At 39.5% G+C, this 25930-nt stretch carries 27 protein-coding genes; 20 read left to right on the top strand and 7 right to left on the bottom strand.

Annotated features, from left to right (window positions below; all coding sequences use genetic code 11):
- Positions 1-67: 67 nt before the first annotated feature.
- The 4 genes from TOL5_RS05520 to TOL5_RS05505 all read right to left on the bottom strand — a co-directional run bounded on the left by TOL5_RS05520 (position 68) and on the right by TOL5_RS05505 (position 5723).
- On the bottom strand, positions 68-589 hold the full coding sequence (locus TOL5_RS05520; RefSeq protein ID WP_121773867.1) for a hypothetical protein: 522 nt from the start codon (positions 587-589) through the stop codon (positions 68-70).
- Between the two features lie 682 nt (positions 590-1271).
- The gene (locus TOL5_RS05515) at positions 1272-2288 is read right to left on the bottom strand and encodes a hypothetical protein (RefSeq protein WP_221260671.1); all 1017 of its coding nucleotides are present in this window, start codon (positions 2286-2288) and stop codon (positions 1272-1274) included.
- 262 nt (positions 2289-2550) lie between these two features.
- Entirely contained in the window at positions 2551-4623 is a 2073-nt protein-coding gene (locus TOL5_RS05510) for a M13 family metallopeptidase (protein ID WP_005033073.1), read from the bottom strand.
- Between the two features lie 215 nt (positions 4624-4838).
- Positions 4839-5723 (bottom strand): LysR family transcriptional regulator, encoded by an 885-nt coding sequence (locus TOL5_RS05505; RefSeq protein ID WP_046759735.1) that lies wholly within the window; start codon positions 5721-5723, stop codon positions 4839-4841.
- Positions 5724-5900: 177 nt separating this feature from the next.
- Between TOL5_RS05505 and TOL5_RS05500 the strand changes: the two genes are divergently transcribed.
- On the top strand, positions 5901-6482 hold the full coding sequence (locus TOL5_RS05500; protein ID WP_121773814.1) for a chromate transporter: 582 nt from the start codon (positions 5901-5903) through the stop codon (positions 6480-6482).
- A gap of 6 nt (positions 6483-6488) precedes the next feature.
- Complete coding sequence (locus tag TOL5_RS05495) at positions 6489-7007, top strand: chromate transporter (protein WP_004829527.1); 519 nt, start codon at positions 6489-6491, stop codon at positions 7005-7007.
- Positions 7008-7146: 139 nt separating this feature from the next.
- Here TOL5_RS05495 and TOL5_RS05490 read toward each other — a convergent pair whose 3' ends face one another.
- The gene (locus TOL5_RS05490; protein WP_121773813.1) at positions 7147-7620 is read right to left on the bottom strand and encodes a hypothetical protein; all 474 of its coding nucleotides are present in this window, start codon (positions 7618-7620) and stop codon (positions 7147-7149) included.
- Between the two features lie 253 nt (positions 7621-7873).
- On the opposite strand from TOL5_RS05490, the gene TOL5_RS05485 reads away from it, so the two are divergent.
- Together TOL5_RS05485 and TOL5_RS05480 are read left to right on the top strand one after the other, a co-directional pair.
- Complete coding sequence (locus TOL5_RS05485; RefSeq protein ID WP_100885734.1) at positions 7874-8452, top strand: DJ-1/PfpI family protein; 579 nt, start codon at positions 7874-7876, stop codon at positions 8450-8452.
- 179 nt (positions 8453-8631) lie between these two features.
- Positions 8632-8820 (top strand): hypothetical protein, encoded by a 189-nt coding sequence (locus TOL5_RS05480; protein WP_004829530.1) that lies wholly within the window; start codon positions 8632-8634, stop codon positions 8818-8820.
- A gap of 140 nt (positions 8821-8960) precedes the next feature.
- Here the strand turns inward: TOL5_RS05480 and catM are convergent, their stop codons facing one another.
- Positions 8961-9875 (bottom strand): cis,cis-muconate-binding transcription regulator CatM, encoded by a 915-nt coding sequence (catM, locus tag TOL5_RS05475; RefSeq protein ID WP_009586366.1) that lies wholly within the window; start codon positions 9873-9875, stop codon positions 8961-8963.
- A 121-nt stretch (positions 9876-9996) separates the two neighbouring features.
- Here catM and TOL5_RS05470 point away from each other — a divergent pair, with 121 nt between their 5' ends.
- The 7 genes from TOL5_RS05470 (at position 9997) to pcaD (ending at position 16158) form a co-directional block, all read left to right on the top strand.
- Positions 9997-11106, top strand: a complete 1110-nt coding sequence (locus TOL5_RS05470) for a muconate/chloromuconate family cycloisomerase (protein WP_100885735.1) — start codon at positions 9997-9999, stop codon at positions 11104-11106.
- A 14-nt stretch (positions 11107-11120) separates the two neighbouring features.
- Entirely contained in the window at positions 11121-11411 is a 291-nt protein-coding gene (gene catC, locus TOL5_RS05465) for a muconolactone Delta-isomerase (protein ID WP_005033095.1), read from the top strand.
- A 150-nt stretch (positions 11412-11561) separates the two neighbouring features.
- Positions 11562-12482, top strand: coding sequence for a catechol 1,2-dioxygenase (gene catA, locus TOL5_RS05460; RefSeq protein ID WP_005033098.1), 921 nt, complete (start codon positions 11562-11564; stop codon positions 12480-12482).
- A gap of 133 nt (positions 12483-12615) precedes the next feature.
- Positions 12616-13299, top strand: a complete 684-nt coding sequence (locus tag TOL5_RS05455; protein ID WP_121773812.1) for a 3-oxoacid CoA-transferase subunit A — start codon at positions 12616-12618, stop codon at positions 13297-13299.
- Positions 13296-13952, top strand: a complete 657-nt coding sequence (locus TOL5_RS05450; RefSeq protein ID WP_121773811.1) for a 3-oxoacid CoA-transferase subunit B — start codon at positions 13296-13298, stop codon at positions 13950-13952. The genes TOL5_RS05455 and TOL5_RS05450 overlap by 4 nt, the downstream gene beginning before the upstream one ends.
- Positions 13953-14087: 135 nt before the next feature.
- Positions 14088-15293 carry a 3-oxoadipyl-CoA thiolase gene (pcaF, locus tag TOL5_RS05445; RefSeq protein WP_151776334.1) on the top strand — a complete coding sequence of 402 codons (1206 nt, stop codon included), beginning with the start codon at positions 14088-14090 and terminating at the stop codon, positions 15291-15293.
- Positions 15294-15378: 85 nt separating this feature from the next.
- On the top strand, positions 15379-16158 hold the full coding sequence (gene pcaD / locus TOL5_RS05440) for a 3-oxoadipate enol-lactonase (protein ID WP_121775486.1): 780 nt from the start codon (positions 15379-15381) through the stop codon (positions 16156-16158).
- A 265-nt stretch (positions 16159-16423) separates the two neighbouring features.
- Here pcaD and mobR read toward each other — a convergent pair whose 3' ends face one another.
- Positions 16424-18106, bottom strand: a complete 1683-nt coding sequence (mobR, locus tag TOL5_RS05435) for a phenol degradation transcriptional regulator MobR (RefSeq protein ID WP_199935071.1) — start codon at positions 18104-18106, stop codon at positions 16424-16426.
- Between the two features lie 415 nt (positions 18107-18521).
- Between mobR and TOL5_RS05430 the strand changes: the two genes are divergently transcribed.
- From TOL5_RS05430 to TOL5_RS05390, 9 genes are all read left to right on the top strand, one after another.
- Positions 18522-18812, top strand: a complete 291-nt coding sequence (locus TOL5_RS05430) for a phenol hydroxylase subunit (RefSeq protein ID WP_009586699.1) — start codon at positions 18522-18524, stop codon at positions 18810-18812.
- A gap of 18 nt (positions 18813-18830) precedes the next feature.
- A complete protein-coding gene (locus tag TOL5_RS05425; protein WP_121773808.1) occupies positions 18831-19832 on the top strand; it encodes an aromatic/alkene monooxygenase hydroxylase subunit beta in 1002 nt (333 codons plus the stop codon).
- Positions 19833-19844: 12 nt separating this feature from the next.
- Entirely contained in the window at positions 19845-20114 is a 270-nt protein-coding gene (locus TOL5_RS05420) for an MmoB/DmpM family protein (protein WP_005033116.1), read from the top strand.
- Between the two features lie 69 nt (positions 20115-20183).
- Positions 20184-21710, top strand: coding sequence for an aromatic/alkene/methane monooxygenase hydroxylase/oxygenase subunit alpha (locus TOL5_RS05415; RefSeq protein WP_004829543.1), 1527 nt, complete (start codon positions 20184-20186; stop codon positions 21708-21710).
- A gap of 95 nt (positions 21711-21805) precedes the next feature.
- The gene (locus TOL5_RS05410) at positions 21806-22168 is read left to right on the top strand and encodes a phenol hydroxylase subunit P4 (protein ID WP_004829544.1); all 363 of its coding nucleotides are present in this window, start codon (positions 21806-21808) and stop codon (positions 22166-22168) included.
- Positions 22169-22179: 11 nt separating this feature from the next.
- Entirely contained in the window at positions 22180-23241 is a 1062-nt protein-coding gene (locus TOL5_RS05405; protein WP_042088412.1) for an NADH:ubiquinone reductase (Na(+)-transporting) subunit F, read from the top strand.
- A gap of 103 nt (positions 23242-23344) precedes the next feature.
- The gene (gene catA / locus TOL5_RS05400) at positions 23345-24265 is read left to right on the top strand and encodes a catechol 1,2-dioxygenase (protein ID WP_121773806.1); all 921 of its coding nucleotides are present in this window, start codon (positions 23345-23347) and stop codon (positions 24263-24265) included.
- Between the two features lie 96 nt (positions 24266-24361).
- Positions 24362-25243: a SphA family protein gene (locus TOL5_RS05395; protein ID WP_121773805.1), complete on the top strand. Its 882-nt coding sequence runs from the start codon at positions 24362-24364 to the stop codon at positions 25241-25243.
- Positions 25244-25442: 199 nt separating this feature from the next.
- Positions 25443-25856, top strand: coding sequence for a MerR family transcriptional regulator (locus TOL5_RS05390; RefSeq protein WP_009586765.1), 414 nt, complete (start codon positions 25443-25445; stop codon positions 25854-25856).
- Positions 25857-25930: the final 74 nt, after the last annotated feature.

The following is a 25930-nucleotide window of genomic DNA, read 5'->3' as shown; positions in this document are numbered from 1 at the left end:
AGGATTACAATTTTTAATTCATATAGTGAACAAAATGCACTTTGCTAAAGATGCTTAGAAAGATGATTTATTGACGAATCGTACCCAATTTATTCCAAATATCTGGAGTTAAAAATGTCATGACCAGTTTGTTTAAGTCGACATAGCGTAGTACACCCTGTAACTGTTTCTTCACCTCAGGGTTTTTAACAATATCTTCTCCTGTACTACGCCCTAACTCTTGAAAACTATCACCTACAGCTTGTAAGCCTTCAGTTTGAATAACAGCTTTGGCTTGTGCAGAACACTGTTCAACAATAACACGTTGTAAAACCTGAGCGAATTTCTGATCAAGTTGGGTTCTTTGAGCATCACTGACATTGCTCAATGCTTTTAAGTCAGGATGAGCTGATAAGGCGGCAAAAGTCCATTGCAATACAGTGGTCTTATCTGTCGCAGTTGTCGCTTTGACTAAACAATCGCTAAGTTGGTCGACTGTGGGTCCTGCAACAGCAAATTGTGCAGTTCCCATCAATGCGCTAGCGATCAACACAGTGCGTCCAAGTTTTGAGAACTGATTTGAAATAAAGGAAAGAACTGGGCGTGACATGGGAAAATTTCCAATTGAAGACTGATCCAGTTTTAACATAAATGATGAATCAGCACTTTTGTGACTCTGTAAATTGATCAAGTTCTCATTTTCAGGCACAACACTAAAATTCAAATAAATTGAAAATGTATTGTTTCCAGTCTGTTGATTCTTTGGTTCGCTTGTTTCTGAGCATTTTTCTATACATACTTTTTGATACATACTTTTGAATGTCTTTTTTAGAAATTGATCATTATCTAAAAAAATTGACATGAATGTGATTAGAATACACTACAAACATCATGTGAAAATTAAAAACAAAACTTTATGTCAATGTTGTACATCACACTCTCAGGTATAGGTATTATTTTCTCGATTTGGCTGTACATGCTGATTTTTTGTAAGCATCCTCCAAGAATCAGCATAAGCAAACTCCAACAGTGCTGGCTATTGCATAAACATAAACCTTTTATAATGATATTTGATTATATCTTTAAAAAAATCAGTGCAATGTTCAAATGGGTCTTTCGCATCTTAAAAAAACTAGGAAGCTTTATAAAAGAATTTATTGTTGAGGTTATTTTTCAACTGATCATTCGCTCAATCTTCAATCTCATCAAAGCAATATTTCATTTGCTTGTAAGAATCTTAGACTAATTGAGGTTTGAATCAATGCCAGTGAGCTACCACGACCAAGTCATTATCACTTCATTTGTTTTAACATATGTTTCGCAACTGCATGATTTTGGTTGGTAGATAAATTCTGCAAAATCCGTTTAGCTCGATCTTGCGGATTAGAGAACCGTTGACTATAACTCGGTACATTGGTTAAACATCTTGCCACCAAAACACCTGATTCTGCATAGACATTGATTCCACTTGCTCCATGTAAACGCCCATAATTATAGGCGCGTTCAGCATTATTACAGGCATTAATCTGATTTTGTCCACGTCCTAAATCTTTACGTGCAGCGCTATATAATTGCATTTGCTGTGCTTGTGGTGTGGTCACTACTTTTTCAGTTTGCGGTTTTTCTTTCACTTCCTCCACAATCTGCGTAACTGTTTTCTTTTCCTCGATCGGTTTTATAGGAGCAGTTTTCACGGCAATATTTACAGGTGTATTTTTTAAATTATTGGCTTTTATTTCAGTACTTTTAGCAGGATGATTTTTTGCTTTCTTTTCTTGCTGGGCATTTGTGACATTGGATTTAGTGTTATACAGTTTTTTTAATTCATCCAGAGATATAATTTTGGTTTGCAAGATAACAGCACGGGTTTCACTCTGCTCTAGCTTTCGTTCAGATAACGGTTCAATTGAAACATACCATTGTTGACCATTCGTTTCGACACAGTGATATGCACCAATCCCTTGTTTGACACTGCTATAGGTATTCATTAATTTCTTTGTCCATACATCTTTGACCAGATTCATTGTACTGGTTTGAACTTGGCTAAAACGCCCACCTTTAGCAACACAATAACTGTTTAAATAAGTTTTCGGTGTCAATGACTGCACAGTTTGATGACCTTGTTTAGGTCCCCAATCATAAACATATTCTTTAGATGACCGTTGATTATCATTGATATTTTTCTTATCAATCATTTCTTGCGGAGACGCATATTGTTTAAATGTATCAGATGTTGAAGTATTAATGCTTGTACAAGCCTGTAGTAAACAACCAGCCCCAGCAAACCACAAGAATGCTTTTAAATTCACCTAACATTTCTCAATTGTATTTTTTTAACAAAATAGCGTAATCAATCCAAAATAACAAACTTATTCTATTGAATTTATTCACTATTTATCTGAATAAAATGATAAAAAAATCACAAAAAAATGAATTAGAGATAATCAATTAATTTAAAGTCAGAAAAGCTCAACCTAAACAGCCATTTTCAAAAGCACTGTTGAGCGAAGGGTAGCGACAAGAATGAAAAACCTGCCAAACCATCAACAGACTTGGCAGGTTTTTTTGGTATTACCAAATAGTGACACGTTTATTTGCAGGCAAATACATTTTATCTCCCTGTTTAAGATGGAATGCATCATAAAATGGTGCTTGATTCAGCAAAGTTGCATTGCCACGCACTTTATCTGGCGAATGTGGATCTCTTTTTAGGAATTCCACTTGCATCGCATCAGTGATTTTTGAACGCCATGCTTGAGCCCAACCGATATAGAAACGCTGTTCGCCGGTTAAATTGTCTAACACTGGTGCTGGCTGACCATTTAAGGACAATTGATAGGCTTTATAGGCGATCGCCAAGCCAGAATTATCGGCTATGTTTTCACCCAAGGTTAGCTCGCCATTAACATGGTAGCCTTTGATCGGTTCATAGGCATTGTATTGAGCCACCAGTGCATTGGTTTTTTCTTTAAATTTTCGATGATCTTCGGCAGTCCACCAATTCTTCATATTACCCAACTCATCAAATTGACTGCCTTGGTCATCGAAACCGTGACTGATTTCATGACCAATAATTGCACCAATCGCACCGTAGTTGACTGCATCATCAGCATTCATATCAAAAAATGGAGGTTGCAAAATAGCTGCAGGGAAAACAATTTCATTTAAAGAAGCATTGTAATACGCATTGATCGTTTGTGGTGTCATTCCCCATTCATCACGATCAACCGGTTTGCCCAATTTATTCAACGCATATTGATGTTCAAACTCACGTGAACGAATCACATTACCAATCAAATCATCATTTTTTATGTCCAAGGCTGAGTAATCACGCCATTTGTTTGGATACCCGATTTTCACCGCAAAACTTGCCAGCTTTTTCTGTGCTTGGACTTTGGTTGCTGGACTCATCCAATCCAATTGTTCAATACTTTGTGAATAGGCTTTCATCAGGTTTTGAACCAGTAATTCCATGCGTTGCTTTTTCTCAGCAGAAAAATATTTTTTCACATAGATCTGTCCGAGACTTTCACCCAAAGTACCTTCGACCAATTGCACACCACGCTTCCAACGCGGTTTTTGTTCTTTGATTTCTCGGAGTTGATTGCTATAGAAATCAAAACTGTTATCTACAAAAGCTTTACTGAGTAAAGGTGAAAAATCACTCACCAAATGGAACTTGAAATAAGCTTTCCAAGCATCCAACGAGGTATTGTCAACAATTGGGCTCAAACCTTTAAAATAACTCGGTTGAATCACTTGTATGGTTTTAATTTTATCTGCCAATTCTTGTTTTTCTAAATAGGTTTTCCAATCAATTTTTGGACTAAGTTTGGCTAAGTCTTCAACCTTATAAATATTGTAGAGTTTGGTTACATCACGATTTTGGACATTACTCCACTGTATTTTCGCGATCTGCGTTTCTAATTTTAAAATGGCTTGAGCATGTTGTGCAGCTTGAGTATCACCCGCCAATTTTAGCGTTTTCTCGATATAGCTTAAATATTGTGAACGTACCTTTTTAAATTTTGCATCATTTTTTAAGTAATAATCACGATCAGGCAAACCTAAACCACTTTGTCCCATCATTGCAATCATTTGTGTAGAGTTTTTCATGTCTTGATCAACACCAACATCAAACGGGCTGGTGACACCGATTCTTGAAAAATGTGCTGCTAATTGGGCAATATCTTTTTTATTTTTAAGGGCATCAACATTTTCGATTTCAGCTTGAATTGGTTGAATACCTAATGTTTCTATACGCTTTTCATCCATAAAATTAGCATATAGGGTCGCAACTTTTTGTTCAGAACTTCCATTAACCAACTGTTGCTTTGACAGTTCATCGACGATATCGTGCAGTTGTTTTAATGATTCTTCATGCAAAATATCAAATGTGCCCCAACGAGATTTATCTGCTGGAATTTCCGTATTTTTTATCCAGCCACCATTCACATGTTGATAAAAATCATCACTGCCTTTTACAGTTTGATCAAAATATTGATGGTCAATCCCCGATTTTTTCTGATCTTTTACAGTGGTAGGCGTCATTTGAACTGCTGTCGCTACTGTTTCTGCCCATAAAACTGTAGAGGACAACATCATTGCTGATACTAAAACATTTTTTACAAATTTGAGTTTCAAAAGCCTATCCTCAATTTTAATTTTAACGCTTGAATTTAAAAAGATAATACTAATCCCAAGCTCAACTTTTATGTGTAGCAAAAATGCAATGATTGCGTTAATTTTTTAATTTCGCTTAGCTTACCGATACATATGCTCGATAGAGTCATTGTCAGATAGCACTTACGAATATCTGTTCTAAAAACACCCTGCTTTAAATACAAAAAATGATGTCATTAATCCAGTAAATTTAAAATATGTTTTAAACGTACATTTTCAGCATCTTGTTGATACACCGCATAAATCGGTGCAATACAAGTGGTATCTGCTTGTAATGCTTTATAAACGATCTGTTTATTCCAAAAATTGCGAATCGCTTCTGGAACAATAGATAAGCCAATCCCTGCAGCGATCAAATTTAAACTTGAGGTTAAGCGAGGTGCTTCTTGGACAATTCTTGGACTAAAACCCGCCTGATAACAACATGCCAAAATATTGTCAAATAAATCCTGACCCGCCAAACGACGATATAGTACAAAGTCATAGGGTTCTAAATCCAACAGATGAATCACATCACCCTGTAAAGCTAAAGGATGATTACTCGGCAAAGCGACAATCAATGGCTCATCCAAGACATGTAAGCTTTTTAACCCCAAGTTTATCGGCGCGGGTTTACGTAAAAATACGATGTCATTTTTTTCATTAATAATTGAATCAATCAATGAACTACTGGCATCTTCTTCTAAATGAATGGATACAGCAGGAAAATTCTCACGAAAATTTCGTAATAATGCAGGCAAAAATGAATGTAAACCGACTGAATTGGTGAAGCCAATATTGATCTGCCCTTCCAATCCTTTCGAGATATTCTGCACACGTTTAGGAATCGCTTGGGCATGTGCAAGGATCGTGACTGCTTCTTGATAGAGTGCTTTACCTGCTTCAGTTGCCTCAACTCCACGAGGTAATCGCTTTAATAATTGGGTATCTAATTCATCTTCCAGACTTTTGATTATGCGTGTTAATGGTGGTTGTTGCATATTCAAACGTACGGCTGCACGAGAAATATTACTTTCCTCAACCACAGCAACAAAAGCATTGAGTTTATGAATATCAATCATGTGGCTCCCTCCATATAAAAATGTATCAAGCGAATAATGCGTCATGTTGTAGAAAACAATTCAACACAACCATACTTTTTAGGTATGAATAACAGCAAAAATAGCATTTTTAATTATAACTCAACAAGCAGATAATCACATTCAATCCACTCAGCACAGCAAATTGAAGAGGTCTAAATGAATAGTGAAGCAATGCCAATGGAGCAAACCATTGAAACACCGAATTGCAAAGCATTATTTTTAGGCTTTATGAAGCTTGGCTTAATGGGGTTTGGCGGTGTACTACCACTGGCTCATCGTTTAATTGTTGAAGATCAAAAATGGCTAACCGCTGAAAAATTTACAGACTTGCTTGGGGTCTGCCAAATTCTACCCGGCGGCAATATTGTCAATATGGCTGTCGCGATTGGTTATGATTTTGCTGGTGTTAAAGGTGCATTCAGTGCGGTATTCGGATTGATGTTGGCACCCACATTGATTGTGATTTCACTGTATCAAATGTATGTCAATTTCCAAGATATTGTCCTCGTTCGCCACATGATCCAAGGTTTAGCGGCTGCAGCAGCAGGTTTACTGTTTGCCACAGGCTTTAAAATGTTGAAACCAATCATGAAAAGTAAACTGACTTATTTCACCATCTTGCTGACCATTATTTTCATGTTGCTGATCAAACTACCTTTGGCATTGACGCTGTTGATTTTAGTCACTGTGAATATGGCTGTTTTAGCCTTTAAACAACGTAGATTCACTCAGGAGTAAAACAAAATGTATGTCCTAATTGCACTCACTTTGGTTTTTACTCAATTGTCTTTACTGGCATTTGGCGGTGGTAATGCCATTTTGCCAGAAATGCAGCATCAAGTTGTGGTGGTTCATCAATGGATGACCGCTGAACAATTCAGTTCTATGTTTGCTATGGCACAGGCTGCGCCTGGTCCAAATATGATGATTGTGCCTTTAGTCGGCTGGCATGTTGCAGGACCGATGGGATTGCTTGTTACATCTTTTGCCAAATTCGGACCTTCTTCAATTATCACTGTCTATGCACTGAAATTTTGGAATAATTTTAAAAGCCATCCATTACGTGCGAGATTTGAAAAAGCATTAAAGCCCATTACTGTAGGTTTAGTGCTCGTCAGTGCATGGATTATTGCTCAGGCATCTGCACAAAATATTTTACTGATTGCAATCGTTGTCCTGACTATAGTACTTAGTGTGTTTAAAAATGTTCATCCAGTTTGGTTAATGTTGATTGGTGCAGGAACAGGTGTACTGATTCTGTAGTCACGTTATTATTAGGTTTAACTGTCTTCAATTGAACTTGGAAATCTCGACTTCTATAAAATGCAACGTTTATAAAACACATCGCCAATAAAACCCAAATCCCCTTTAAAGGGGATTTGGCGAATGTATTGAATGCAAATTACTGCTGGTTTTCTAGATCTCGTTCACGACAAGAAAGTTCATAATATTGTGCTTTTGGCAGCTGTTTCAGCTTGTAATAATAGTAGTCTGTACTGTTTCGATCCATTTCAGTCAATGAACATTGATTGGCTTTTGCAAATTGAGTTAATTGTTTTAAATCTGTATTTTTTGCGACAAGTGCTCCCCACCCCTCACTTACACAACACCCAGCGTATTGAGACATATACTCATCTGAAACCAAAACGACGCTTTGTCCCATAAAATTTAGGGGTTTCTTGAGTCGATAGACATCATTGTAATCATATCTAGAAACTTCTGCCTTTTTATTGATCAGTCCATCTTTGAACATTTTCTTAAAGCTTGGAAATTGTGAAGATGCCTCCCCCATTCCCCGATACACTGTTTGTTGCGCCGCAGCATGATTTACTGTTGCTGCAAGCACTAAACCAATACCCAAAAGATACTTTTTCATATTTTTCCTTTTTAATCCTGTATTCATCACTTTTAAAATAAGTCGGCGACTTCTTCCTGTTGTGGATTGAGCTTCAAGCGTTATTTTCTCAAGCTGAAAAGTCTTGCTTTAGAATAAGAAATTTACATATCTATTGATTACAACGTTCTGAATAAAATTAAGACTAAAGCCGCATAAATTCAACTTAAAACTGCAATCTGAGCATGTTATTTTACCTGAAAGGATAACTATTTTTTGAACAGCAGGTGAAAAAATGTCTAAACAAATTTTGATGTTAGTCGGTGATTATGCTGAAGATTATGAAACCATGGTTCCTTTCCAATTCCTTACAGGATTAGGTTATACCGTCCATGCAGTCTGCCCAGATAAGAAAAATGGTGACAGTATAGCCACGGCAATCCATGATTTTGAAGGTGAACAAACCTATAGTGAAAAACGTGGTCATAACTTTGCAATTAACTATGATTTTGACCAAGTTGATGTGCAAAATTATATCGGTTTGGTAATTCCTGGTGGTCGTGCGCCTGAGTATTTGCGAATGAATGCACGTGTTGTTGAAATTGTGCGTGAATTCGATACTGTAAAGAAACCGATTGCCGCAGTCTGTCATGGCGCACAACTACTGGCTGCTGCTGATGTATTAAAAGGTCGTCTATGTTCTGCCTACCCTGCTTGTGCCGCTGAAGTTAAACTGGCAGGTGGTCAATATGCAGATATAGCTGTTACTGAAGCCGTGACTGATGGTCATTTGGTGACTGCGCCTGCATGGCCTGCACATCCTGCTTGGTTAGCCCAATTTGTTAAAGTTCTTGGTGCTAACATCACGTTGTAAACATGAAAAGCTAGATTTTGCATACACATCAAAATCTAGCTTAATCTTGATCAATATTCTTTAGATTACATATAAATACATTAAATTGAACCTTTTTAATTTAAATTTCAGCCTCAGGTCTTCATTTATGTCATGATGAATGAATGAATTTTTAGTCAAACAACAGGTTAATTTAAAAAATGGAAATCATTGAATTACTTCAACCCGTTACATTAACGAAAGAAAATTTACGCCCGATCACCATTGAAGCAGGAACCTTATTAAAAGTCCTCATGGTCAATCCATCTTCTTATCTGGTTGGTGATGAATCGGGAACATCTTTTCTAATCAATTTTGATGAAGAAAATCTGCAATGGAAAAAAATTTAAAGCATTGATCAATGGTTTAAAAATGAATTGCACTATTTCATCAAAACTTGAAGTGTTAAATGGAAGCGTTCTAAGCACATGTATTCCAAATCCAGAATATAAGAACGTTTCCATGCAGTAGTTGCATAGATTGAGACCATTTACAGATTCATTTTTAAGCTAATGTTTTCTTGCTCAAAAACCTCTCTCACACATGCAAGTATGTTCGGCACATAACTACTTTGATCCATATTTCGAACTGATAGCGAAATTGGACTATAGGCTTCCAAATCTAAAATAGGCACATAAACTAAATTCTTCATTCCAATATCACTGGCACTTTCAGGAATCAAACAAATCCCCTCGCCTGATGCGACCAAGCCTAAAGCCATATGAATTTCACGCACTTCAACCATATTTTTGGGTACCAATCCCAGTTCAGTAAAAATCGACTGAATTAAGGTAGAGAAATTGGGTTTTTGAGTTGCGGGATAAGAGAAAATCGTTTCATGAGTAATTTGTGATAAATAAACACCTTGGTCGATATATTCAGCGAGATGATCATTTTTATGTACAGCCAATTTCAGCTTTTCTTCACGGAGTACAATGCGTTTAATCGCAGGATCACTAATTCTTAAACGACCAAAACCTAAGTCAATTTTACCTTGCTTTAATGCTTCAATTTGGTCTTTGGTCCCACATTCAATTAATTCCACTTCAATATCAGGATGACGTTGACGAAACAAGTAAATGATTTGGGGTAACAGCGCATATAAAAGTGAACTGACATAACCGATACGTACAATTTTATTGACTGCACTAATCCGTTTTGCCATAGATGCCGCTTGAGCAGTATGGGTTAAAATTTGTACTGCATGTTGATAAAAAAACTGCCCTGCTTCCGTTGTTCTTACAGGTCTCGAACCACGTTCAAATAATAGGATGCCCAGTTCTTGTTCAAGATTTTGAATCTGTCGGCTCAGGGGCGGTTGCGCAATACATAATTTTTCAGCCGCTTTGGTAATACTTTGCTCTTCAACCACAGTCACAAAGTAACGAAGATGTCTTAATTCCATTTTATCTATCTCGCACCAAAATATACCTTTTAAGTATCTAAAAATACCAAATCCAGCCTAGTTAAAGATATTACATTAATTTAGGGTATATAAATAGATTAATACTTAAGAAATTCGCAGTATGTATAAGTCCATAGAAACACTTTTAGTCGAGATCCCGACAATACGCCCTCATAAGATGGCGGTTGCGACGATGCAAACACAAACTTTGGTGCTGATTAAAATCACCACTGAAGATGGTTTTGTTGGCTGGGGGGAAGCAACTACAATAGGTGGTTTAGGTTATGGTGAAGAAAGCCCGGAAAGTGTTCAAACCAATATTGACACGTATTTTGCACCTTTGCTCAAGACTTTGTCTGGATTGAATATTGCACAGACCATGCAAGTGATTCAGCGTAATATCAATGGTAACCGTTTTGCAAAATGTGCCATTCAAACTGCTTTATTGGATATTCAATCTCAACGTTTGGGAATTCCTGTCAGTGAATTATTAGGTGGGCGTTTACGCGACACTATTTCAGTATTGTGGGTATTGGCTTCTGGCGATACCGAAAAAGATATTGCTGAAGCCAAGAAAATGATTACCGCAAAACGTCATAACATTTTCAAATTAAAAATTGGGTCGCGACCTTTAGAGCAAGATATTGAACATGTGTTGGCCATTAAACAAGCATTGGGCAGTGAGATTTCAATTCGAGTCGATGTCAACCGAGCATGGTCTGAATTAACCGCAATTAAAGGCATCAAAATGCTTCAAGATGGCGGGGTTGATTTGATCGAACAACCTTGTGCAATTCAAAATATTGATGCTATGCAACGCTTAACGCGAAAGTTTGATATTGCGATTATGGCAGATGAGTCCTTGATGGGACCACAAAGTGCTTATGAACTGGCGAAATGCAATGCAGCATCTGTTTTTGCAGTGAAAGTCGCTCAGTCAGGTGGCTTAATTGAAGCATGTGAAGTTGGAAAGTTAGCCAATCTAGCGGGAATCGATCTCTATGGCGGCACCATGCTGGAAGGACCTGTAGGTACGATCGCCTCAGCCCATGTTTTTTCAACATTCAGTAACTTGGCTTATGGCACTGAACTGTTTGGTCCATTGCTGCTCACAGAACAAATTTTAAAAAAACCACTTCAATATGAAAATTTTGAGCTGAAAATTCCGACAGCTTCTGGGTTAGGTATTGAACTGGATGAAGACAAAATTGACAAGCTACGTCGTAAATAATTCAAGGAGTTCCCATGCTTTACCAAGTCAGAATGGATGTAAATATCCCACTGGATATGCCTGCTGAAAAAGCCAATGAAATTAAAGCTGTTGAAAAGGCATATTCACAAGATTTACAACGACAAGGCAAGTGGCGTCATATTTGGCGCATTACAGGACAGTATTCAAACATCAGTATTTTTGATGTTGAGAGCAACGAAGAACTGCATAGCATTTTACAAGGTCTTCCACTGTACCCTTACATGAATATTGAAGTGATGGCTTTAAATCGTCATCCATCATCTGTGCGTGAAGATGACAGTTAAACTGTATTGATCATTTTTTTATCACCGTAATTAACAAGGACTGTGGTGAGCAATGGAGCAAGCAAAGCTGTTGGTTTAAATATTTCATCAATCAACCATGAGTAAGCAAAGCAAGCCACGTAACACCTTTCATACTTCAGGAGAATCAGTATGAACCGCCAAGAAATAGATAAATTAGTTCAACAAATGAATGTAGACACTGCAACAGGTGAAGTGAATCCACGTGTTCAGCAAATTGTCGTTCGTCTACTCGGAGATTTATTCCAAGCTATTGAAGACTTGGATATATCTCAAACTGAACTTTGGAAAGGTTTAGAATACTTTACCGATGCTGGTCAAGCCAACGAGCTAGGTCTGTTGGCAGCAGGATTAGGCTTAGAACACTATTTAGATTTACGTGCTGATGAAGCAGATGCGAAAGCTGGTATTACAGGCGGAACACCACGCACGATCGAGGGTCCATTATATGTTGCAGGTGCACCTGAATCCGTGGGCTTTGCCCGTATGGATGATGGTTCTGAATCAGATCATGTTGATACCCTGTTTATCGAGGGGAAAGTCACAGATGCAGATGGCAACATTATTGAAGGTGCCAAAGTTGAAGTTTGGCATGCCAATAGTCTAGGCAACTATTCTTTCTTTGATAAATCTCAATCTGATTTTAATTTACGTCGTAGTATTTTAACTGATGCCAATGGTCAGTATGTTGCTCAAACCACCATGCCAGTGGGTTATGGCTGTCCACCTGAAGGAACAACACAAGCGCTACTCAATTTGCTGGGACGTCATGGAAATCGCCCATCGCATGTTCACTATTTTGTCTCTGCACCAGGTTATCGCAAACTCACCACTCAGTTTAATATTGAAGGTGACAAGTACCTATGGGATGACTTTGCATTTGCTACACGTGAAGGTTTAGTTGCTACTGCTGAAGATGTCACTGATGAAGCTGAACTTGCTCGTCGTGGTGTTAACAAACCATTCAAACACATTACTTTCAATGTTGAATTAGTAAAAGAAAAAGTAGATGCACCAACGACTGAAGTAGATCGTCGCCGTGCAAGTGCTTAATTAGAAATTTTTTATGCGTGAGGTCGTGAGATAACAGCGTTTATCTCATGACCTGTTTTAGATCGCTATGCATAAATATGTTCTGACTCATTTATGCATAGCAATTTGGAAACATAGACAAAGGTTAAGTCTTATGATTGATAAAAGTTCTTTATCCATGGTAGAAGTCCTATCAAAAATCAAAGATGGTTCAACCATTATGATTGGTGGCTTTGGAACAGCAGGACAACCCGCAGAGCTAATTGATGGATTGATTGAGCTTGGCGTCAAAGACTTGGTCATTGTCAACAACAATGCAGGCAATGGCGATTATGGTTTGGCAAAACTCCTCAAATCAGGGGCTGTACGTAAGATCATCTGTTCATTCCCGCGCCAGTCTGATTCATGGGTATTTGATGAACTCTATCATGCAGGCAAGATTGAACTAGAACTTGTTCCTCAAGGAAACTTGGCATGTCGTATTCAAGCAGCGGGGATGGGTTTAGGGGCAGTATTCACACCAACAGGTTTTGGTACATTGCTTGCCGAAGGAAAAGAAACCCGCCATATCGACGGAAAAGACTATGTGCTTGAGTATCCAATCAAAGCTGATTTTGCTTTGATCAAAGCCCATCAAGGCGATCGTTGGGGCAATCTAATATATCGTAAATCTGCACGAAACTTTGGACCGATTATGGCGATGGCGGCGGATGTCACCATTGCACAGGTTTCTGAAATCGCAGAACTCGGTCAACTTGATCCTGAACATATCATTACACCCGGGATTTTTGTACAGCATGTGGTTGCTGTCAATGCGGGACAGGGAGAAGCAGCATGAGCTATCAAAAACTAAGCCGTGACCAAATTGCAGAACGTGTTGCACAAGACATTCCCGATGGCGCTTATGTGAATTTAGGTATTGGTTTACCGACCAAAATCTCGAAATACTTACCTTCAGACAAAGAGGTATTCCTACATTCTGAAAATGGTTTACTGGCTTTTGGTCCACCCCCTGCCAAAGGCGAAGAAGACCCTGAACTGATTAATGCAGGTAAAGAATTTGTCACCATGCTCACAGGCGGAAGCTTTTTCCATCACGGCGATTCTTTTGCCATGATGCGTGGTGGGCACTTGGATATTGCAGTATTGGGTGCCTTTCAAATTGCTGAAAATGGTGATCTTGCCAACTGGCATACAGGCGCACCTGATGCGATTCCTGCGGTGGGTGGTGCAATGGATTTGGCAGTCGGTGCCAAAAAAGTCTTTATCACCACTGACCATGTCACCAAACAAGGCGAACCCAAAATCGTGGCTGAGCTGACCTATCCTGTGACTGGCAAAAAATGTGTCGACCGTATCTATACCGATCTATGTGTGATTGATGTTACTCCAGACGGTTTAAAAGTGATTGAAAAAGTAGCGGGTCTCAGCTTTGAAGAATTGCAGTCGATGACGGGTGCTCAATTGCTTGATGCAACACAGCAGAATTAATGGATGAAATCCCCCTAAATCCCCCTTTGTTAAAGGGGGACTTCACCTAAATAAATAATGGGCTGAAGTCTCTCTCCTTTTTAAAGGATGAGAAGCACTGCTTCGCAAGGGGGGAGATTATTTAAGGAAAAACACATGAAAAATGCTTATATCATTGATGCCATTCGAACTCCATTTGGTCGTTATGCTGGTGGACTTGCAGCTGTAAGAGCGGATGATTTAGGTGCAGTGCCAATTCAAGCCTTGATGCAACGCAACCCGACTGTGGATTGGCAAAAAGTCGACGATGTGATTTATGGCTGTGCCAATCAGGCAGGTGAAGACAACCGAAATGTGGGTCGTATGTCGGCATTATTGGCAGGGCTGCCTGTTGAAGTGCCTGCAACTACGGTCAATCGTTTATGTGGTTCGTCACTGGATGCGATTGCGATGGCAGCACGGGCGATTAAAGCCAATGAAGCCGATCTGATCATTGCTGGTGGTGTGGAAAGCATGAGTCGAGCACCCTATGTGATGGGTAAATCCGACAGTGCTTTTGGGCGTAGCCAAAAGATTGAAGACACCACCATGGGTTGGCGCTTTATCAATCCAAAGCTAAAAGACATGTATGGTGTAGAAACCATGCCACAAACCGCTGAAAATGTGGCTGAGCAATTCAACATCAACCGTGCTGATCAAGATCAGTTTGCATTGAACAGTCAACAACGAACAGCAGCAGCACAGGCACAGGGCTTTTTTAAACAAGAAATTGTTGCTGTGACCATTCCTCAGCGTAAAGGTGATGCTTTGCTGGTGGATCAAGATGAGCATCCACGAGCGTCAACCACATTGCAAGCCTTACAAAAATTAAAAGGTGTGGTGAAAGCAGAAGGTACGGTAACTGCGGGTAATGCTTCAGGAATTAATGATGGTGCAGCCGCTTTACTGATCGCATCAGATCAAGCCGTTGCACAATATCAATTAAAACCACGCGCCAAAATCATTGCAGCAACAACCGTGGGTATAGAACCTCGAATCATGGGTTTTGCACCTGCACCAGCGATCAAGAAATTACTTCAACAGGCAAATCTGAGTTTGGCGCAGATGGATGTGATTGAGCTGAATGAAGCCTTTGCTGCCCAAGCTTTGGCAGTGACTCGTGATTTAGGCTTGGCAGATGATGATGCACGGGTCAATCCGAATGGTGGTGCGATTGCTTTGGGGCATCCGTTGGGTGCATCAGGTGCCCGCTTGGTGACAACCGCCCTCAACCAACTTGAACAGATTCAAGGGCAATATGCCTTGTGTTCAATGTGCATCGGTGTGGGTCAAGGCATCGCCATGATTATTCAACGCGTTTAATTTTAATTTAAAACAAGATTTTGTAGCCAACCATTAAAGTTGTTGGTCTTTCAATATCATCAAACAGGCAAAAGGATCAGTTTCTATGCCAACATTCCAGTCAGATGATGCTGTCATTCATTATCAAACATGGGGTAAGCCGACTCAGCCTGCCCTTGTATTTTCCAATTCGTTGGGTACTCAACTGAGTATGTGGCAGGCACAAATTGAATATTTTCAAAAAGATCATTTTGTCATAGCCTATGACACCCGTGGTCATGGGCAATCGACAGCACCTCAAGGACCCTATTCTATCGAACAGTTGGGTCAAGATGTCATTCATTTATTGGATCAGCTCAATATTCAAAAAGCAGATTTTTGCGGAATTTCAATGGGTGGCTTAACAGGTCAATGGTTGGCGATTCATCATCCGCAACGATTTAACCATGTTGTGATCTGCAATACTGCTGCAAAAATTGGTCAGCAATCTGCTTGGTTAGCACGTGCCGAATTGGTGCGTGAGCAAGGCTTACTCCCGATTGCAGAAACAGCAGCACTTCGTTGGTTTACCGAGCCCTTTATCCAAAGTCAAACAGCGATTGTAAAATCCATGAGTAACGACCTCGCAGCTAGCAGCACAGAGGGTTATGCAAGTTGTTGTGAGGCTTTGGCTAAAGCGGATTTAACCACTCGAATCAATAGCATCACGGTACCTGTCTTGGTGATTGCTGGTGCACAAGATCCAGTGACGACTGTTGTAGATGGGCAATTTATGCAGGAGCAAATCCCTGAGTCTGAACTCTTTGTGATTGAAGCATCTCATATTTCCAATGTAGAAAAACCGCAACAATTTAATCAAGCGTTGGCAAATTTTCTAGTCTCTTGATGATTTTAAATCTTCTTTGAATCTGCAGTCTTATGTAAAAACTCACACTGGTGAGTTTTTACTGTTCAATTCATTGGTTTTTAGAATATTAATTTGCCTCCGAAGTCTCATTCTTTCCCCCTCAACATCTTAGCTTCACTATAAAGTAGACAAACTGCACCAAGATGTTTTGAATATGATTCAAACTTTTGATTTATTAAATAAATTTATATGGCGATATAGCTATGAATTGAATTGGTTGTCATCTCGATGCATGCTGATCTCTTTATGGCTGATCAATTTTCTTTAATCGATAATCCAAGGTCGCCCGACTAATTCCCAAAATTCGAGCCGCTTCTGAAACATTTTGGCGACTTTTGTCCATAGCAGTGCGAATAATGTCTTGTTCAAATTGTTCCAAAGAAAAATGTTCAGTCAATAATTCATCAATATTGATATTCATGTCTGTCGAATCAGATGTACTTTCCACATCTTTATGCTGTGGAAATAAACTGTCTAATTTTATTTCCTGTTGATGATCCGTCAATAATGTTGCACGTTCTAACAAATTTTCTAATTCACGAATATTACCCGGCCAATCATATTTCATCACAAAACTTTTAGCTTTATCACTTAAGCCTTTTAAGGTTTTGTCGTACATATTTTCAAACCGTGCCAAAAAGTGATTGATCAATAAAGGAATATCTTCTTTACGCTCACGTAAAGGTGGAATCAAAACAGGAAAAATATTAAGGCGATAATATAAATCTGCTCGAAACTTGCCATCTTTCACAGCTTGTTCCAAATCCTCATTGGTTGCTGCAACAATTCTGACATCAACTTGACGTGTACGAGTATCTCCTACCCGTTCAAACTCACCCTCTTGTAACATTCTTAATAAGGCAGCTTGCGCACGGGGTGAAAGCTCAATGACTTCATCAAGAAAAATCGTTCCACCGTGAGCACGTTCAAATTTTCCCATTCGAGATTGAGTCGCCCCTGTAAATGCACCTTTTTCAACACCAAAAAGTTCTGACTCAATTAAATCTGGAGGAATACAAGCACAATTGACCGCAACAAAAGGTTGGCGTTTACGCTGACTGGCATTATGGATACCACGAGCAAAAGCTTCCTTACCTACACCTGTTTCACCTTGCAATAAAACAGCCACTTTACTGCCTGCTGCTTTTTTCAGTAAATCACATACTTGACGGTAAGCCACTGATTCACCCACCGCATTGAACATGGTGTAATCACTTTCTGCGTCTGTATAAATATTCTTTTTCAACGCATTGAGTTCAGCCTGTAAGGCAATGATTTCATCTGAAATAGGATCTGGTGACATAAAACGAATCAGCTCATCAGCATTTTCCCATTCACTTAAAGGTTTGCCAATAATTCGACAATGGTCATCCCCTTGAGCGACACAATGTGTTTCCTGATAGATAATGGTCTGTCCCATCACAAAACTACTGTAACCACAAGCATAACCCAAGAGCATCCAACAAGCTGGTTCATCGGAAGAACCAAATTCGCTCAAATGAACTTCAGCTTCAAATGAGTTCAGCCAATTAAAATCCGCATAAAATTGTTTTAAATCATGACTGAGGTGCAACTCATTGACTTCTACCTGCACCATGCCACGAATACCATGCATTTGCGGTCCAGCCATAAAAGCTTCAGCTTCATTTAAATTGGGGCGAAGTTTAGAGGTCACTTCTGCGTCACGCATGCCAGCCTGATAACCACAACGAATAAAAAAACGTTTGGTTCTTTCAAGCCCTAGCATCTGAAACAAATCTTTTCTTAAAAACCCCATGATACTGGTATGCATCAACAACATACGATTTTCATCAAACCAGATTTGACCATGTCGGGTATCAAAAACGATTTTATCCAATAGATCTTGAATATCTTTGTTTTGTTCAAGTATCTGCTTATATACCTTCACATTTTTGGCTTGGGGCATGATATCCATCCTTGGCTATATGTCTTTTGTGAATGCAACTTTGATATTACCTAATTCCGACTAAAAAGCTTTACTACCTTATTCTTATATTTTTATACCTTAGAGGTATATTATCTTAATTTTGATCTATATCAGTCGCTTAAAAAATCTTATTTCATAAATAAAAAAATAAACGAATGGATCAATCAATAAGGTGTTTATTGTTTTGATGAAATCTGATTAAACCAATGTTCATCATTTGATGAATATCTCAATCAATCTCGCCTCTTTCAATCGGCAAAAAAAACTTAAACAATTGTATTTAAATATAAAAATAAAGTTGGCACGACTTTTGAAATATCTACAGGGAATTATCCGAAGAGCATGACGCTCTGCATCAAAGCTGTTGTTGATGTTGACCAAAAGGATTCCACTTATGGTAGATGCCACACCCACTCACCCACTGGTGAAATACATTCGAATTACTGGTGATCGTAATGCCAAATTCGTTGAGTTTGATTTTGCGATTCATGATCCAACCCTATTTGTTGAATTGGTTTTACCCCAACAGGCATTTCAGCACTTTTGTGAAATTAACCATGTAATCGAAATGACCGCAGAACAACAGGCTTGGAATGACGCGCAGGAAGATAAATGGCGCTACGGCATTGAACCCACTGTTCTCAATCATACGCGCCAATATGCTGATCAAGAAGATCAGGCTTAAGTCGAAAAGGAGAATGAAATGACTTTAGAAATTAAAACATCCAATTTAGAGCCGATTCGCCAAAGCTATGCCTATATCGAACGTCGCTTTGGTAGCAAACCTGCCACCCGTTATCAGGAAGTCAGTTTTGATGTACAGGCATCCACCAACTTTCACTATCGTCCATTGTGGAAGCCTGAAAAAACGTTAAATGATCAAACCCATACAGCTTTGAAAATGCAAGACTGGTATGCATTTAAGGATCCTCGTCAGTTCTACTATGGTGCTTATGTGCAACATCGCGCACGTATGCAAGATACTGCTGAAAGTAATTATTCATTTTTTGAAAAACGTCAATTGGTTGACAACCTCAGTGATGCAGTCAAACAAAAAATCATCATTTGTTTATTGCCATTTCGCTATGTCGAACAGACTGCTAACTTACACATGATGTCAGGGAGTGCTTATGGCTATGGAACCGTGATCACCCAAGCCTGTATTTTTGCAGCAATGGATCGTTTAGGGATGGCGCAATATATTTCCCGTATCGGTCTGATGCTCGACGGTCATACAGGTGAATCCTTAGCACAGGCAAAACAAGCTTGGATGAATGATGAGATGTGGCAACCTCTACGCAAACTTTGCGAACACAGCCTGACAGAGCAAGATTGGTTCAAACTCTACATCCTGCAAAATCTGCTGATCGACACCTTCTTACAAGAACTGGTCTTTGGACAACTCGATCAATGGCTTGTTGAACATGGTGGACGTGATATCGCCATCCTCACCGAATTTGTTAAAGACTGCTTAACTGATTTACGTAAGTGGTCTGACAGTGTTTTAAAAACTGCGATTTCAGAATCAGAAGAAAATAAAACTTTAATTCAATCATGGATAACCGAAATGCTTCCAAACGTTCAACTGGCATTTCAAAGTTGGGCACAAAACGCACTACCTGACAGCAATATTGATACTGCACTGAATGCTCTTTCAGAACGCAGTAAAAAGGTAGGTTTGGTTTTACTTGATTCAGCAGCATAAGGAATTGCCATCATGAGTTCTAAAGTTTATTTAGCCTTACAAGACAATGACACCTCACGTTACATCATTGAAGCCATTGAACAGGACAATCCTGAAGCAAACATCCAATATCTCCCAGCCATGATACGCGTAGAAAGTACAAGCATTTTGGTGATTCGAGCTGAAACAGTATCAGAAAAGCTCGGACAGGATTGGGACATTCAAGAACTGCAACTCAACATGATCACACTGGGTGGCAATGTAGAGGAAGATGATGACAGTTTTACCCTGAAGTGGAATTAAACCCGTCGCCCTACATCAAAGCAAAACATCAGAAGCAGGCAGCTTCAAGCCATTGAAAGGATAATCAAAATGAATAGCCAAGCAAAAGTCAGCAATAAAAAACTCAATGCCAAAGAGCGTTATCGAATATTGACCCGTGATCTGGACTGGGAGTTTTCCTATGCAGATCGAAAAGATGCCTTTCCTTATGAAGAATTCGAAGGCATAAAAATCACTGACTGGTCTAAATGGGAAGACCCGTTCCGTTTAACTATGGATGCCTATTGGAAATACCAAGCTGAAAAAGAAAAGAAACTGTATGCCATTTTTGATGCATTTGCGCAAAACAATGGACAAATGAATGTTTCGAATGAACGTTATGTCAATGCCATCAAACTGTTTTTAACCGCAGTGACCCCGTTGGAATATCAAGCTTATCAGGGTTATGCACATGTTGGACGCCAATTTGGTGGAATCGGCGCTCGGATTGCTTCACAGATGCAATCTATCGATGAATTACGTCATGTACAAACCCAGATTCATGCGATGAGTCATTACAACAAGTTCTTTGACGGTTTCCAAGATTGGGCACATATGCATGATCGTGTTTGGTATTTATCCGTTCCGAAATCATTCTTTGAAGATGCCCGTTCAGCTGGACCGTTTGAGTTTTTATTGGCGATCAGTTTTGCCTTTGAATATGTATTGACCAATCTGTTATTCGTACCATTTATGTCAGGCGCAGCCTATAACGGTGATATGGCAACTGTCACCTTTGGCTTTAGTGCCCAATCAGATGAAGCACGCCACATGACACTCGGTTTAGAAATTGTCAAATTCTTACTTGAACAGCATGAAGATAATGTACCAATCGTTCAAGAATGGATTGATAAATGGTTCTGGCGTGGCACCCGTTTGCTCTCCATCGTCGGCATGATGATGGACTATATGTTGCCAAATAAAGTCATGTCATGGAAAGAAGCTTGGGAAACCTACTTTGAAGAAGCAGGTGGTGCATTATTCAAAGACCTTAGTCGCTATGGCATTCGTATGCCGAAATACAGTGAGGTCATCACCAAAGAAAAAGAGCATGTATCACACCAAGCATGGTGGATTTTCTATAACTTTGGTCATGCGGCTGGCTTCCATACTTGGATTCCAACAGATGAAGAAATGGATTGGTTATCTGCAAAATACCCTGACACTTTTGACCAATACTATCGCCCACGCTGGGAACTGGCACGCAAAATGGAAGCCGAAGGTAAACGCTTCTATAGCGCAGGCTTACCACAACTTTGCCAAGTCTGCCAAATTCCAATGACATTTACAGAGATGGATGGCGACCAAACCATGTTCAGTTATCGTGAGTCAATTTACCAAGACGAACGCTACCATACCTGTTCAGATGGCTGCCATGACATTTTTGAAAGAGAGCCTGAAAAATACATCCAAGCTTGGTTGCCTGTTCATCAGATTTTACAAGGCAATTGCGGTGGTCCTGACTTAGAAAGCATTTTAAGGGACTACTACAATTTCAATGTGGGTGCAGACAATCTTGACATAGAAGGTTCCCCAGACCAAAAACGCTGGAAAAAATGGAAAGGTAACGCGGCTTAATCCACCACTCAAAACAACAGCACCAAGGAACGGATGTCGTCGCTAACGACTACATCCTCTCAAGGATTTATTCAAAAAATTTGAGGAATTACCCCATGACCGTAAAAGCGATTGTAGAAAATTATCAATTTGAACCTTTAGATCTCCAGCAAAAATACGGCGACAATATGCTGCTATTTATTGGCTGGGATCATCATACACTTTTTTGTTCTGCCCATACTTTTGTCGTTTCAGCGCATCAAACTTTTCAAGAGTTGCTTGATGGACAGATTCAAGTAGGTTTCGAACAACACCCTGACTTTGCAAATATTGATTGGTCAAAAGTTGAGTTTTACCTTAATCGGCAACGGTTAAACGTGGACTTTTCTAAATCTTTAGCGGATTTGGGTTTTGATCACAAATCACTCCTACGCTTTGTTACGCCTGAATTACAGGGTTACAACGGCACACACGTTTAAGGAGAATGAAGATGAGCTATCAAGTTACCATCGAACCCATCGGTACCACGATTGAAGTAGAGCAAGATCAAACTATTTTGGATGCTGCATTACGCCAAGGGGTTTGGCTACCCTTTGCATGTGGGCATGGCACATGCGGGACTTGCAAAGTCCAAGTCACAGACGGCTTCTACGATGTTGGCGAGGCTTCACCGTTTGCATTGATGGATATTGAACGAGAAGAAAATAAAGTTTTGGCCTGCTGTTGTAAACCTGAATCTGACATGATCATCGAAGCAGATGTGGATGAAGATGAGGATTTCTTAGGCTACTTGGTTCAAGACTACCAAGCAAAAGTGGTCGAAATAACCGACTTATCACCGACGATTAAGGGCATCCGTTTTGAAATTGATCGTGAGATGGCATTTCAAGCTGGACAATATATCAATCTCCATATCCCCAATGTCGAAGGGACTCGTGCATTTTCAATTGCAAACTCACCCAGTGAAACCAATATCATCGAATTACACATTCGTAAAGTCGAGGGCGGTCAGGGAACACAGTATATCCATGAACAGTTAAAGCTGGGAGATAAACTCGCTCTTTCAGGTCCATATGGGCAATTCTTTGTGCGTAAGTCTGACCAACAAAATGTCATCTTTATCGCAGGCGGTTCGGGGCTGTCCAGTCCGCAATCCATGATCATGGATCTGCTTGAACAAGGTGATCAACGCATCATATATCTTTTCCAAGGCGCACGTGATCTGGCTGAATTGTATAACCGAGAAAAATTTGAACAGCTTGTCAAAGAATATCCAAATTTCAGATACATCCCTGCGCTTAATGCACCCAAATCAGCAGACGATTGGACAGGTTTTACAGGCTTTGTTCATGAAGCTGTAGCCAATTATTTCGAGCACAAATGTGGTGGACACAAAGCCTATTTATGTGGACCGCCTCCGATGATTGATGCAGCTATTTCTACACTGATGCAAAGCCGTTTGTTTGAAAAAGATATTCATACTGAACGTTTCTTGAGTGCTGCGGATGGTGCAAAGGAACAATCACGTTCAGCACTTTTCAGACACATTTAGACCTAACGCATGTCTTTATACAATTTTAGTCAAAGATACAGTTGAGTGATCTCGACAAAACAAGATCACTCCCGACAGTCATATCAATCAAAGGAAGATGATGATGAACCGCCAAGAAATAGATAAATTAGTTCAACAAATGAATGTAGACACTGCAACAGGTGAAGTAAATCCACGTGTTCAGCAAATTGTGGTTCGCCTACTTGGAGACTTGTTCCAAGCTATTGAAGACTTGGATATATCTCAAACTGAACTTTGGAAAGGTTTAGAATACTTTACCGATGCTGGTCAAGCCAACGAGCTTGGTCTGTTGGCAGCAGGATTAGGCTTAGAACACTATTTAGATCTGCGTGCTGATGAAGCCGATGCGAAAGCTGGTATTACAGGCGGAACACCACGCACGATCGAAGGTCCATTATATGTTGCAGGTGCACCTGAATCTGTCGGCTTTGCCCGTATGGATGATGGTTCTGAATCGGATCATGTTGATACGTTGATCATTGAAGGTATTGTCACAGATACGGCTGGAAATAAAATTCCCAATGCCAAAGTAGAAATTTGGCATGCCAATAGTCTAGGCAACTATTCTTTCTTTGATAAATCTCAGTCTGAGTTTAATTTGCGCCGTAGTATTTTCACAGACACCAATGGTCAATATGTCGCGCAAACCACTATGCCCGTGGGTTATGGCTGTCCACCCGAAGGTACGACACAAGCGCTACTCAATTTGCTGGGACGTCATGGAAATCGCCCATCTCATGTTCACTACTTTGTCTCTGCACCGGGTTATCGCAAACTCACCACCCAATTCAATATTGAGGGTGACCAATATCTGTGGGATGACTTTGCCTTTGCCACACGTGAAGGCTTAATTGCCACGGCAAGTGAAGTTACAGCTGTTGAGGAGATTAAAAAATATAATTTAGATCAGCCTTTTAAGCACATTAACTTTCATTTTGAATTGGTCAAAGACACTCAACAAATTCCCTCAACAGAAGTTAATCGCCGTCGAGCAGCAGCTTAACCTCAAACATCACGATTTTATCTAACACAATGTACCTATACAGAAGCTTATAGGTACAGCTCGATGTCATAAAAATATCATTGAAAAGGATTTTCTATGAAACAACTCATCTTAAAACTTTCACTTACATTAATGCTCGGTTTAAGCACGCACATCGTTCATGCTACGGAAAATGGGGCAGACTCATTTGCCTTGGGTGCAGAAGGTATGATGGCAGGTGCCTTACCTCCACCGGGTGTTTACTTATTGACTTATTATCAAAATTATCATGCAGGACATTTTGATCAAGGTCCTCCCAATTTTCATTTAGACGTCAATGCTTTTATTCCTCGACTGGTTTGGATGACAGAGCAAAACTATTGGGGAGGTCAACTTGGATTCTATGCGATTCAACCGATGGTCGATTTGCGCCTTTCAGCAGCAGGTATGTCAGACCATAACACCGCCTTGGGTGATCTAATGCTCGGTTCAATGCTTGGTTGGCACCGTGGTAATCATCACTGGATTGGCGCGATTGAAACAGTGCTTGCTACTGGAAAATATGACAAAGCAAGCATCACTCAACCTTTGGTTGCCAATATAGGAAAAAACTACAATACCGTACGACCAATTTTTGCCTATAGCTATGCACCTGAAAATGGTTTAGACCTTTCTACGAAAATCTCTTATAGCTTTAATACAGAAAACGATGATACACATTATCGATCTGGAGATTATTTTGCAGGAGATTACAGTATAGGCTATAAGCTTTCAGATCATGTTAAAGTTGCTATTGAAGGTTATGCGTTTAAGCAAACCAAGTCAGATCGTCAACATGGTGACAATATTGGTATGCGTGGTCAGGTTTTGGCTGTTGGTCCTGCCGTACAATATCAAGATAAAAACTGGTCGGTCGAAGCGAAATATTTAACTGAGACTCAAGTTGAAAATCGCCCAGAAGGTCATACCGGACTATTAAAATTTGTTTGGGCATTCTAATTTTAAACGGGTCTGTTTTGATCATAGGGTATTCACCAATCTTGTATTTTCATGGCGCTACTACTGAAAATACAAGATCCTTTCCCTGCTCCACTGTTCTTGCCCTTACACTCAATGAAATTCAGATTGATCTTTTCATCTTGCTTTTGACTATACAAAAGCCTAAAGTAAACTTGAGTGTTAAAAACAAATTAGTAAAATGAATATCAGTCAATTATCTAAACAAAGCGGTCTAAGTACGCCGACGATTCGTTACTACGAACAAATCAAACTACTCCCCAAAGCCAAAAGAAAATCAAATGGTTATAGAGAGTACAGTGAAGATGATCTTAAACAGCTTTTTTTGATTCAACAGGCACAACAAGTCGGTTTTTCATTGAATGAAATTAAGTCTTTCTTACCCTCTCAAGTTGGTCAATGGAATCACGACATATTGATCGGTATTTTGGAAAGTAAAATTAAAGATATTGAAGAATTAGAACAAAAGTTAAGCCTCAGCAAACTGAATCTACGCACCATGATTCACGCAATCAATAACAAACCTGATGAAATTACTTGTGCGGAAAATGCACAACGCTTGCTGAATCTTTATTATGCAAAGGAACAAATGTAGCCCAGTTATCCATAAATCATAAAAGTGCTTGACCTTAAACCTCACTTTAAGCATAGCATTGAATACAGGTGGAC

Origin of the sequence: Acinetobacter sp. Tol 5 (assembly GCF_019702905.1) — a bacterium.
Lineage (GTDB): Bacteria > Pseudomonadota > Gammaproteobacteria > Pseudomonadales > Moraxellaceae > Acinetobacter > Acinetobacter bereziniae.
Note: the sequence above shows the minus strand (reverse complement) of the source record. Positions and strands in the feature narration are given on the sequence as shown.